This window comes from Candidatus Eisenbacteria bacterium (assembly GCA_018831195.1).
Taxonomy (GTDB): domain Bacteria; phylum Eisenbacteria; class RBG-16-71-46; order CAIMUX01; family JAHJDP01; genus JAHJDP01.
On record JAHJDP010000040.1, the window covers coordinates 1 to 12479 of the forward strand.

Genomic DNA, 12479 nt, shown 5'->3' on the forward strand with positions numbered 1-12479 from the left:
CATGGGAGGTTAGCTTTTCATCTCCGAACTCAATCCGGAGATTCTTGTTGACACGGCGGCTCATAATGCGTTTTCTTCGTCTCATTGGAAATGGGTTTTCCTTTCTCGGTTGAACGGTAATGTCTACAACCGAAAAAACATCTTGAGCGCCGACGAGAATAGACCCACCTCTGCCGGTTAAAACCGACCCACCAAGACATAACCGCAATGGATCTGTTGATGAATGTTAATGTCTTGACAACTCCGCTTCCTCAGATTACACTAATTACATCATGAGTCACAGTTCACGGCAGGATAATCAATTGTTGGCCCGGGCCAACACAGACAACTTTCACACTCGACATCTACTCCCGGTTTTTGTGCAATACTACGGGCTTCGTTCCTTGATGTCGCTGTACTCGTCATGAAAGCTTGTGCGTTGCCCGCGCATCGACGATTCGATCTTCAGGCTCAGACTGAGGCGTGATGCGTGCCAGAATGGCTGGAGTGTGTTATATCGACAAGACTAATATGCCGCCATCGACGACGCTGTGGTGTTCACCATACTAAGACCTATTGCCGTACTCCTTTGTCTCGCATGGGGATAGACGAGTCGCGTTTGCCGGGCCCATATCACACAGAGCGGCTTTCAATTTTCCAGTTGCACGCATTGTCGGATATGGAGCACCGCAATCCCTTTTCGGGATGTGGAAATATGCTCTAAGCGTGTCCACGGTCTAGATTGTTTCATCACCGGCGCAGTCTCAGAAGCCAGCTTTGGAATTCTTGGTTGAAGCCAGAATACAACCAGGAACGGAGAAGCACTCAAAGACGTCGCAACTCGAGCAATAAGGCTTCTCAGATTGAACAGTTTGAAGCACAGATCATTATGGCAGTGGATGCGGGACGTCCATCCGAACAATTTGAATGGCTCCACAAACCTCTTCGCAAATAATCAAACAAACATCAAGAAAAAACAAAATTCACAAGGAATAGTGGATTCACACATGGGTCACTTTTGGATAGCAAAAGCGGGTCTGTTTTGCTTGGCGCTGAAGAAATGGGAAGCCCATTTTCAACTTTTTTCCTCCGCATCAACTCATGTTTTTTGCCGGATTAGGGTTAACCGTCGCGAACGCGATCCGGGCGAATCTGCTCAGCGTTACTGATTGCCAGATCTGGACGCTCGCTCTGTGCCATGCCTGGCACACACGCACATGCCCCCAGTAGCGGTGGAAGACAAATTGTTCCGCACCATCAGGGTCACGCAGGAACAGTCGCCCGCTGAAGAAACTCTCGGGCTTCTTTCGAAAATCCGCATGGAGGAGAACCGAATCGAAGTTCACTGGAACGCTCACTATGTGGACAAACAAGTACACATCGCGATCGAAAATCTCTTTGCCACTGACACAGACGCAGGCCTCATTCGCCTCATCAAGAAGCAAACCCCCAGTTTATCTCCCAAGGAGATACGGGCGTCGCTGGCGCGTGCCAGACTTCAACTGGATTTTCCCGTCGAGACAATATCGGGAATGTCTTCAGGAAAAGCAATCGACGGGCATCTGAAATCCAGAAATGTCAGCCCGGAACCGAAAATCGGCAAACCGCCAATTGGCATATCGGTTTTGAATCTAATTGAAGCTGGCCTTGTTCGCCCCCCGTTGGATTTGGAGAGAACCAACAAGGATCGGCTACTGACTGCGCAGATCCGAAACGATGGTCAAATTTCCTGTTGTGGAGAAACGTACGACTCGCTATCCACCGCGGCGCGCATGGCCCGTGCAACAGTTGTCGGGGTACGGCCGGACGCAAATACCCCCAAACGAACGGCTGGACCTTCTGGCGGTTCAAAGATGCAAACGGGGAGCTAAAGGAGATGGATTATTTGCGCCAAGAATGTCTGAAGAGGAAGAGCGTGTAGCGTATGAGGTGATTCTCCCAGAGAAGAACCTGTCCCCTCCCACAAAATCAGCTACGAAAGCGATGAAATGGCGAACGAGGCCGATCTGCGGCTGATCGCTCCTCGAGGCCGAACCGAGGTCCACAGATACCGGCCATCCCACGACAGACGGCTTCCCATGCCCGTGACTGTGATCACTCGCAATTATCGCGGCAGGACGATCTCCGTCAACGTCCTGCTGGATGAAGGATTTGAGTTCGAGGGAGAGGTCTACCGTTCCCCTATCCGCCGTAGCGTGCTCGGGATCCGAGCCGTTGTTCTCTTTCTACTCCCAATTTCCCGAAAATTCTCTTATTCTCCCTTCGGGCTGCGGCGCTCGGTGAAGTACGAAGAGGTCTACTAAAGACTACGGGGATGGGCGGGAGACTTGGGACAGCTTGGGTGCGTATTTCCTCCTTCTGCAACGAGGAGCGGTTGCACCAGGCACTTGACTACCGGACGCCGCGGGAGGTTCACTGGTCATGAGATCGGGGGGGGACTTACAGGTCATCCGCGTCGGAGATCTCGTCTCCTTGGGTTTCCAATGAGGTCGATTTCTGTCCGCGGCACCCTCGAGCAGGAAAATAGGCACCCAAGGGGAGCTGGGGGGCAAATCGCTCCAAGCCGGCCCCGTGCTAAACGATAGGAGATCAACGGTCTACACCCTATTCAGAGAGAAAGACTGTCCACTAGAGGAGGAAAGTCTCCAAGTGCTAAATGCCGGGACTGACGGTGAACTCCAGCTTGTGTAAGGCCGAAGGATAGGAGAGCAAAATGAAGAAGCGGTCAATTATCTGGCTGATCGTTGTTGTCGTAGTGGTTACCGGAGTGATCTGGTACTCGAATCAAAGGGTAGAGACTGCCAGCGTGGAGCCGAAGGTTGTTAAGATTGGTGTGGCCGCACTTCTGACTGGAACACACGCTGTTTATGGTGAGAACGTCCAAGATGGTGTCATGCTGGCGGTGAATGAAATCAACGAAGGCGGAGGCATCAAAGGCAAAGCGGTTGAGGTGGTTGTCGAGGACGAAGGTTCTGACCCCAAACAAGCTGTGGCCGCCGTGCAACGACTGATCGCCATTGAAAAAGTTCCCGTCATTATCGGACCGGCTTCGAGTGGTGGGGTCATGGCCGCCGCTCCGGTCGCAAATGCGCGAAATGTTGTTCTGCTCTCACCGGGTGGGGCGTCACCGAATATCACTCAAGCAGGTGACTTTGTTTTCCGAAACCGGGCTTCGGGCTCGGCGGAATCGCTGGTGATGGCCGAACATGCCTATAACGTCCTTGGAATTCGTGACATTGCAATCCTTCAAATCACCACCGATTATGGTGAAGGCTTTCGAAAAGTCTTCGAAGATCGTTTCAAAGAACTTGGTGGCAAGGTCGCGGCTGTGGAGTATTTCGATGCTGGCACTACTGATTTCCGTGCCCAAATCACAAAGCTCAAAAACCTAGGCGTCAAAGCGGTTTTCATTTTGGGGGTCCCCAAGGAAGTCGGTTCATTTCTGAAGCAAGCAAAGGAACTTGGCTTTTCCGCCACCTTCATATCCAACAACATGGAAAGCCAAGACCTGTTGACTGCTGCAGGCGACGCAGCCGAGGGCTTACAGTTTGCAATCCCCGAATTCAACCCGCAGAGTGAGATTCCTCATATTAGAGAGTTCACTGACAAGTTCAAGTCCAGGTACGATCGCCTCCCCGACATGTTTGCTGCCAATGGATACGATGCGATGTACATCGTCAAGCGAGCCATTGAAGTCGGAGGCTACTCAGGTGAAGGCATCCGAGATGCATTGTACGCGATGAAGGACTTCTCGGTAGTCAATGGCGGTAAGATCTCATTTGATGAGAATGGAGATGTATTCAAGCCGCTTACTATCAAGGAAGTTCGGAACGGCGAATTCGCCGAGGTGGCTAAGTGATTAGACCAGCATCATCCGATTGTCCCCGGGATCGCCTCTACCATGGAATGCCAGCTATTTGGGATGGCCCGCACTACCTGATATGGGATGCACGAAATCTCCGAACCCTGGTCTTCGAAGTTTCGTCATCGGACGAGCAGGAGCTCTGTGCTCCAACAAAGCCGCTTGAAGAAGTAGAAGCCTCTCGCCTGCCGCCACCGAAGTGGCTCACCGCAGTGTTGGTCTTAACCAATCGCTGCAATTTGGGCTGTACCTACTGCTACGCCGAGGCCAATAGACACTCGAAGGCGAATGGGGCGGAGGGAATGACCTGCCAACAAGTAGAGACAATCCTCGGCGGTTGCCTTCAACGGGATATAGACCGCCTCTACGTTTCCTTCCTCGGCGGCGAGCCAACTCTTAAACCTGATTGTCTGAAGGCTGCAGCCCAGTTTCTTGGAGAAGCTGGCGTCCCATATTCCTTCCATATAACAACCAACGGTATATGCCCGGATTTCCTTCAGGATTGGCTCATCGACAGTGGTTTCGATTTCACTGTCTCATCAGATGGTATTCCGACTGATCATGATTCACAACGCCCCACCGTCGGAGGCCGAAGTTCATCACAAAGGGTGGAGCGCTTCATCAGAAGGCTTGCAGATCGCGGCGCACTGTTCCAGGTCCGCGCCACGCTGACGCGACAAAATGTCCGCAATTTACCGCTAGCAATTGAATACTGGGCATCTCTCGGTGTGCGGTTTGTGCACTTTGAACTCGTGGATCTATTTGGCCGAGCGCGATTCGACAAAAGCCCGCCTGATCTACAACACTATATCGATAACTTCCCGGATGTCCTGGAAACCGCTCAGAATCTAGGCGTGTATTTGGTGAATTCAGCTTTCATGAAGTTGTTGACACCGGGAACTAAGTTCTGCACTTCAACCCAAGGTCATCGGCTGCACTTCAATCCCGATGGGTCGATTAGTTCCTGCTATAAAGTGCAGCGAGGGTTTGAAGGGCCCGCAGATTTTGTTATGGGTGCAGTGACGTGTGGCCGGTTTATTATGGATGAACCGCGTCGTGAGAGTTTGGCTGAACGTGGAGCCGACTATTTCGTTGAGTGCCAACTTTGTTTTGCCCGGAGCGTGTGTGGCGGCGGTTGTCCACTACACCATCAACTGCATGCGCCGACCGGCCACGTGGACACCAAGCTCTGCGAAGTGAAGCGTTCGTTGCTGAGGCAGGCGATCCTTCAGATCCATGACTGTTCAATAGAGGGACAAGCCAGTGTGTTATTCGGTTCGACGGTCTACGATGCCCTTGTGGAGCAAAAATTCCAGTCGCAGAGCAAACAGAGAAGGAGTCAACTATGAAGCCAGATACTTTGTGCCAGGACAACGACATAATCAAGGAGAAGAGCAAGACTAGGTCTTTGGTTGAAGAGCAGCGCGAAACATCAGGAACTCAAGCAGAAATAGTCCCTGTGGTTTTGCCCAAGGAACTGAGCGAGGCAATGGAGGGCCAAATCACTCTCTCGACGCTCCGTAACAACCATTCTGAATCATGTATCTAATGGAAAACTAATGACCGAGCATAAGCAAATTTGGAATTGGATGGAGTTCCGCGATCACATTGCGAAACGCCCAGAAATCAATGATAAGTACCCTATCTCCCTTGTTTGCAAGGCAGTGGCTGCTCGAAACGAGCCGTTTGTTTGGGACGCATATACTGCCTATCTAAATTACTGCGCATTACAAACAACCGCATTCAAGTCCACGGGTAGCCTTAAGATCCCACTGGCCGCGGCAGTGCATTATGGGTGCGGGTTATTGGGTAGATGGAACACATTGCTGCTCGAAAATAGTCAGCAGGAGTATTTCCGTTATGGAAAAGATGGCTGGAACTCACTGACCGAAGTATCCCGGAAGCGATTCCTCTCCTTCTACCGCTCCGAACTGCCCACGCGATCACACCTCGCATCCAATCCATTTCTGAATCGCCCCTTTCTGGTCATGCTAGGGCTATCGGATGACAGGGATGGCTTGTGCGATACAGGAGCGTGCTTTGAAAAGATGGTTCCACTGGAAGCAAAGGCGCTGCTTTTACCTAATGATGGTAAGCAAAAGAATCGAAAGGCTCAGCAAAAGAATCGAAAGGCTCAATTCCTTTTCATCGACTACAGAGTCTGCAAGCGGTTGCATAAATGGCTTACAACCTCGGATGACGTGGATGATTTCCTCGATGGGCTTGAACCTAAGATTGAAAGTCTTTGGTTGCTGGCTGGAGACAAATGCCAGCTGAAGGAATTTATCGCGGCGCGAATCACGGCAGATGAGCCATCCGTTAATTGTGCAAAAAAGAAAGCTAAGATTAAACTAGCCCAGATGTCCAATGAGAAAAAGACCCCACTCCTCGGAAATGATCAATGGACGAACTTGATTTGTTGCATCAACAAAGCAGCGCCTAATATTATTCCTAAGGTGGGCAAAAAAGAAGCGCAACTTTCAAGGATCGCGACGCGGGCCGCGGCACTGCGAACATTCATGGTCGCCAACTATTTCGCTTTGCACCTGGGCATCTTTTCGGATGGCGCAAAAAGCGAGGAGAGTAAAGGGAAGTATGGGGAACTCGCTTCCTGCGGGGCCATTTTGAGTTGTATTGCCCCCCTCTACACACGGCCGTCGAGCAACGGAGAATCAATTGGATTCGAGTATTGCGATTTTGCTAATTACATCGCTGGCTATGCGGTGAAGAGCGGGAACGGTGGCGAGCAAGCACTGAAGAGCGTTTTGAAGAAGCTGGCCGAGCAGGTTGATACCCTTCAGTCAGTGGTGGCCTGCTTCGCCAGAATCGAACAATTGGCTCTCGCGCATCGACACACCCCTGTATCTCTCCTGACCGAAAACATCATACGGGAATGTTGTGTGATCGATGACGAGGTACTTCATCATGTCAACAAATGGCGATATTGGTTTGAAGAAAATCTGAGCCATGTACTGCCCAGCAATAGAAGTAAGGCAGGGAAAGGCTCTAAGTTCGTAGCAGACCTGCTCGACAACGACAAAATGGTCGGGGCAAGCCGCAAAGTCACCGATATACTTGACCGGATGTGCCGCCTGGTTGGGAATCGTCATACATGCAAGGATAATAGTCGAACGGAAACAGATTTCAGGTGTGTATTCCTATACAGTGAACCTGGCTGCGGAAAGGAAAACATAGCGAAGATCGTTCATCTCTTGGGTTTGCCGATCTTGGCGAAGAGACCGTTTGTAAACACCATCGCGTGGACGCGAAATAGAGCGCAAGACCTGTTTGAGCTTACCAATGACTCACCGGAAAAATGGCAGAAATGGCTTAATAGTTGGGGGGACCTAGAGAAAACCGAAGAGAGTATTATTATTGAAGGTTCAACCAACGGTGCTTCTATGAAAGTAAAGCTGCCGAATTGTCCTACGAACTACTTCGTGTTGAACTGCGGTGAAGCGAGGGATCGGACGGAGTTGGATGCCTTTCTGTTCGGGAAGTTCTGCGGCGGGAGCAAGCATCCTGAAAGACGCAGCGGGGCTGTACTGGCAGCTCATTTGACCGCTGGCAGCGTATTCCTGGACGAATTCAGCACGCTCGATCCAAAGCTGGACGCGATTTTCCTCAGATTTTTTGACAAGCCGTATCAGTACATGGTGCGGCATTCTGACGGTGGTACCTTTGCCCCACGCGCAGAGCTCCTTGCGATCATGGGATCCAACATGAATCGGGAAGAGCTGATCGCCGCGGGATTTAATCCTGCGGTCGTGTTTCGAGTAACAAGAAACTTTTTCAGTATCCCTCCATTAAGGGAGCGGAAAGAAGACATTGCAGTTTTCGTGTTGCACGAACTCCTTGAGGGAAAAAATAGTGCCAAGAAGAGTGCGTCAGGGGGCGCTATTGCCGGAATTCATCGCATGAGCATGGAGGGGATGAGGCTCATCTGCGAAATGGACTGGGAAAAGAACTACCGGGGAGTGCGCGCATTCCTAGACGTGCTACTGGAGCATCGGGAAATACGTGGACTGCAGTACCCAGAAGTGTCATTCGAAGAGGTAGTAGAAGCCTTGCAGGAACTCGATGCCCTACGTTCGAATCCAGACTCCCTTCGGTAAGTGGCTGGAGCAGCCAAACAAGAACTGATCAAGGCTTAGCCGATTTGCAAGAGTAGGTGAACAATGCAGATTCTAGTTAATACCCTCTATGCCGCTGCCCTTATCATCTTAGTGGCTATCGGGGCACAGATCGTCTACAGCGCAACTCGTTTCTTTCATTTTGCGCACGGAGCGATTCTCCCACTCGCAGCGTATCTGACATATTCTTTTTCTAGACTCCTAGGCTTCCCCCTTGCTGTATCGGCGCTGCTGGCCATTGTCCTGACTGGAGTCGTTGGAGCCATTTTGGAACTCATCTTATTCAACCCAATCCGCCGGCGTGGCGCAAGTGGGCTTATAATGCTCTTGGTGTCACTTGGTCTCTACACAGTCATCATTAATGTTCTGGCCGCAATCTTTGGGGACACTATTTTAAGCTTTCGCACCTGGCCTGTGCAAGAAGGGTACTCGATTTGGGGAGCCCGTGTGACTGGATTGCAAATCACGACTCTATGTATCGGTTTCGTTGGGATTGTTGTGACTCGGCTTATTCTCCACGGCACGTCAATCGGTATACGGATACGTGCCTTAGCAAACGATCAGTCACTCGCACGCGTGGTGGGCATTGCCACGCGCTCTACATACTCTATCACAATGGCGTGGGCATCATGTATCGGTGGAATTGCAGGAGTTCTTACGGCTGCAGATTTGGGTGCTACTCCTCACATGGGCATGCGGCCCTTAATGTACGCTGTTGTAGCGATGATTGTCGGAGGAAACACCCTTGGCGGCATCGTAGCTGGCTCACTCCTGCTTGCTGGAGCTTCCCAGCTCTCGGTTGTGGTATTATCTGCCCGCTGGCAGGACGCAATCGTTTTTCTAATTCTTATTGTGTTCCTTTGTGCGAGACCTCAGGGGTTCGTAGGCAAACCACTCAAAAGGATCGCGGTCTAAATGGACTACTTTCTCCACATTCTCGTCATAATGACGGTTTATACAACTCTGGCAGTATCGCTGGATTTGCTGGCCGGCCATACCGGCCTGCTCTCCATCGCTCACGCAGCATTCTATGGAATTGGAGCATATTGTTCAGCAATCCTTGCAGTGAGCTTCGGTTTGGGGTTTATGCTGAGCACCGTGTGCGGAATACTGATGGCTGCACTAGTGTCTTTCGTGGTTTCATTTCCGTCTTTGCGGTTGCACGACGATTATTTCGTCATTGCCACGTTCGGATTTCAGTTTATTCTTTTCAGTATCTTTAACAACTGGATGGGCGTGACCCGAGGTCCGTTGGGCATCCCAGGAATTCCCGAGCCGGTCATCTTCAGCTGGAAAGTGGATTCACACATCGAGTTTCTCGCTTTCGGCTCGGCATTCGCAGCTCTTGCCATCATTGTTGCCAATAGGCTCTCATCCTCTCCCTTTGGCCGTGTCTTGCGCACCATTCGTGAGGACGAAGTGCTCGCAAGATCGCTTGGCAAGAACACGCTTTACTTCAAAGTGGCAGTGTTTGCTGTTAGCGCCGCCTTGGCCGCCTCGGCGGGATGCTTATATGCTCACTACATCACTTACATTGACCCGACAAGCTTTTCAATGATGGAATCCATTCTCGTGATCTCAATGGTGATCATCGGCGGTGCCGGTAGCAAATGGGGACCGGTCATTGGTGCTGTTGTGCTGGTGATCTTGCCAGAAGCGTTACGGTTCATTGGAATGCCGAGCAGCGTCGCTGCCAACATGCGCCAAGTCTTCTACGGTGCATTGTTCGTGATCATGATGATGTTTCGCCCGCGAGGATTGGTGGGCAAGTACGGCTTCGAGAGGTAGCGAAAATGAACGTAGACTTGTGCGGCTGGGGAGGACTGCTTCAGACCACTAGAGATGCGGCACTCTTGTGTCTCGCGCGCATCTTTGAGGCTTGCTGTTCTTGTGTCTCCATGCCTATGTGGCATAGCTTGATCCGTTATGTATAAGTGCGATATGATATTTAAAGCGTTTGACGGTACTCAGGCACTGGACAGCGTAACGCTATCGTTTCCGCCGTCGGGTATCACGGCTATCATAGGACCGAATGGCGCAGGCAAAACGACATTGCTCAATTGCCTTACAGGTTTCTTACGGCCAGATAGCGGACATCACTATATCGGCGAAACTGAAACGACAAATATGGCTCCGCATCGGATCGCCCGGTTGGGCGTGGCTCGGACTTTTCAAGATTTGCGCCTTATCTCGTTTGTATCGGTAATAGACAACGTCTTGACAGCGCGACCGAACCAAAAGGGCGAGGGATTCCTCCCGGCCTTGATACGGTATGGTGTGGAAAAGGAAGAAGTCGAGAACCGTGAGCGGTCGATGCAGCTATTGCAATTCGTAGGTTTGAAGGAGAAGGCCGAAGATATAGCTGGTGCATTATCTTACGGGCAGCAGAAGCTTCTAACTCTTGCCGTCTGTTTGGCAACTGAGGCTAGGATCCTTTTGTTGGATGAGCCGGTTGCAGGCGTCGCCCGGCAAATGATAGATCAGATTCTGGATCGTCTTCAGGTTTTGCGTGAACAGGGGAAAGCGATCGTGTTCATTGAACATGACATCGAGGCGGTTCGCCAAGTTGCAGACCATATCATCGTGATGGACGACGGCAAGGTCATAGTAGAAGGTGGCCCGAGAGAGGTATTGGAGAGACCCGAGATCATGGAGGCGTACTTGGGATGACCACAGCCACGGATTCACTCGAATGAACAAAGGTGGCACGGCACTGCTGAAGACACAGGCGCTGGTTGCCGGTTATGGTAAGAAACAGGTGCTGAACGGCGTGGATCTTGAGGTTAATAGCGGAAGCATCGTCGCATTGATTGGTCACAACGGAGCTGGTAAGTCCACCTTGCTGAAAGCTGTATTCGGTATGCTACCGGTCTGGACTGGAGCGGTGATTTATGACGGGCGGAAACTCAACAGCGCTAAGCCCCGCGATCTACTACGCGGCGGTATGGCCTACATCGTCCAGGGCAATCGGGTGTTCACCGACCTAAGTGTGCACGAGAATCTGGATGTTGGCAGTATGATCCTCCCGAACAGAGCGTCCCGACGGGAGGGAATCGAACGGGCGTTGATTGCTTTTCCTGTACTACGAGAACGATTGAAACAACAGGCAGGAACATTGTCCGGTGGCGAGAAGCAGATGTTGGCTTTGGCGAACGCCATGGTGCTATCCCCTCGCCTGCTTCTACTCGACGAACCATCTCTGGGGCTATCACCTAACATGATTACTGAAGCACTCGGTCGCATTAAGCAACTAAACCGAGATGAGGGGATCAGTATTCTGATCGTCGAACAGAAGGTCCGTGAAGTCCTGAATATCTGCCATTGGGTGTATTGCCTCAAACTCGGGGAAGTGACCTACGGAGGCCCGCCGACAGCGCTTAAGAACGATCCAGACAAGCTGCGGAGGGTATTTCTTTGATTTGACCTTTCCGCCCTCTCGATGTGGCATAGTGAAGGGGGAAAGGTCAACAGGACGGTCAACCACTGGGAGAATGGGAAGCGCACACGCATAATGTCCCAATATTGTGCGCCGTGCAAAGGCGGCAATTTCCAGTGGGTGCAATTCCCACCCGGCGACGGATTGCTCCAGCATACTTGCGGAGGCGGATGCGTATTCCGGTGAGGTCCGGCGGGGATTGTTTCGCTTCCATGGGGTCGGATGTATTTACACAGAATTTCCCTGAGTCTCATCCGTTTCGCGGTTGTGTGAATGAGAGGAAGCCCCCCGACCCGGCGTCTTTCAAGTTTTTCTGTTCAGGACTTGACATCTTGATCCTAATAGTATTATCTTGGATCAAGATGTCAAACAGAAAACGAATAATAAATGCAGAAAAGAAACGGCAGGCTCTTCTGTCAAGGCTTTTGGATGCTTCGCTACCACACGGCTCTTCTGCTCGTTGACCACCAGCTTCAATTTCGTGGTCAGGTACCTGGTGATGCTGGCCTCCACGCGTTCCCCCGCCCGAAAGCTGCGCACGACGATCCGTAGGTGAGTAGCCCGAGGGAATTTCACCCTCAGGCCCTCTCAGAACCGGACGTGAACCTCTCGGCTCATCCGGCTCCCATCATCTCACCGATGGCGAAACCCCCATCTGCCAGTGCGCAAGGAGCCTGGGTTCTCGCTTTGCGATTCTTCCAAGCCAATATTCTGCACGCCTGCGATAACGATAGAGCCTCTTATACTTCCGCCGAGCCCATTGCACCAAGGCTCGATTCATGTGTCGCAGGACTGAATACAATTCTGTCTTGTAAAAGCCCCCAAAGTAGTTGATCCAGCCCCGAATGACCGGATTAAACATTCGAGATAAATCCTCTATTTGCTTGTCCGGTTTAAGGTGGAGACGCCACCGGCGAATTTCCTGTCGCATGGCCTTGCAAGCCTTGCGACTGACACCCGGTGTGAAGTTTATGAAGAATTTACCATAACGATTCTTTGAACGCCGTGGACGAAATGTGTATCCCAGAAAATCAAACTTCTGCACGGGATTTTCTCCTCGACGATCATC

General features: G+C 51.4%; 11 protein-coding genes. 10 read left to right on the top strand and 1 reads right to left on the bottom strand.

Annotation, left to right across the window (positions count from 1 at the left end):
- The first annotated feature begins 851 nt into the window (after window positions 1–851).
- The 10 genes from KJ970_08105 (at window position 852) to KJ970_08150 (ending at window position 11392) form a co-directional block, all read left to right on the top strand.
- Entirely contained in the window at window positions 852–1148 is a 297-nt protein-coding gene (locus tag KJ970_08105; GenBank protein ID MBU2690880.1) for a hypothetical protein, read from the top strand.
- A gap of 75 nt (window positions 1149–1223) precedes the next feature.
- Window positions 1224–1850: a hypothetical protein gene (locus tag KJ970_08110; GenBank protein ID MBU2690881.1), complete on the top strand. Its 627-nt coding sequence runs from the start codon at window positions 1224–1226 to the stop codon at window positions 1848–1850.
- Between the two features lie 207 nt (window positions 1851–2057).
- A complete protein-coding gene (locus KJ970_08115; GenBank protein ID MBU2690882.1) occupies window positions 2058–2282 on the top strand; it encodes a DUF2924 domain-containing protein in 225 nt (74 codons plus the stop codon).
- Window positions 2283–2692: 410 nt separating this feature from the next.
- The gene (locus KJ970_08120) at window positions 2693–3838 is read left to right on the top strand and encodes an ABC transporter substrate-binding protein (protein MBU2690883.1); all 1146 of its coding nucleotides are present in this window, start codon (window positions 2693–2695) and stop codon (window positions 3836–3838) included.
- A gap of 47 nt (window positions 3839–3885) precedes the next feature.
- Window positions 3886–5190 (top strand): radical SAM protein, encoded by a 1305-nt coding sequence (locus KJ970_08125; GenBank protein ID MBU2690884.1) that lies wholly within the window; start codon window positions 3886–3888, stop codon window positions 5188–5190.
- Window positions 5191–5400: 210 nt separating this feature from the next.
- Complete coding sequence (locus KJ970_08130) at window positions 5401–7956, top strand: hypothetical protein (GenBank protein ID MBU2690885.1); 2556 nt, start codon at window positions 5401–5403, stop codon at window positions 7954–7956.
- A 63-nt stretch (window positions 7957–8019) separates the two neighbouring features.
- Entirely contained in the window at window positions 8020–8889 is an 870-nt protein-coding gene (locus KJ970_08135; protein MBU2690886.1) for a branched-chain amino acid ABC transporter permease, read from the top strand.
- Window positions 8890–9762, top strand: a complete 873-nt coding sequence (locus tag KJ970_08140; protein ID MBU2690887.1) for a branched-chain amino acid ABC transporter permease — start codon at window positions 8890–8892, stop codon at window positions 9760–9762.
- Window positions 9763–9915: 153 nt separating this feature from the next.
- On the top strand, window positions 9916–10644 hold the full coding sequence (locus tag KJ970_08145; protein ID MBU2690888.1) for an ABC transporter ATP-binding protein: 729 nt from the start codon (window positions 9916–9918) through the stop codon (window positions 10642–10644).
- A 22-nt stretch (window positions 10645–10666) separates the two neighbouring features.
- The gene (locus KJ970_08150; GenBank protein ID MBU2690889.1) at window positions 10667–11392 is read left to right on the top strand and encodes an ABC transporter ATP-binding protein; all 726 of its coding nucleotides are present in this window, start codon (window positions 10667–10669) and stop codon (window positions 11390–11392) included.
- Window positions 11393–12038: 646 nt separating this feature from the next.
- On the opposite strand, the gene KJ970_08155 is transcribed toward KJ970_08150, so the two are convergent.
- Window positions 12039–12479, bottom strand: a 441-nt coding sequence (locus KJ970_08155; protein ID MBU2690890.1) for a group II intron reverse transcriptase/maturase, incomplete at its 5' end; no start/stop codon positions are given.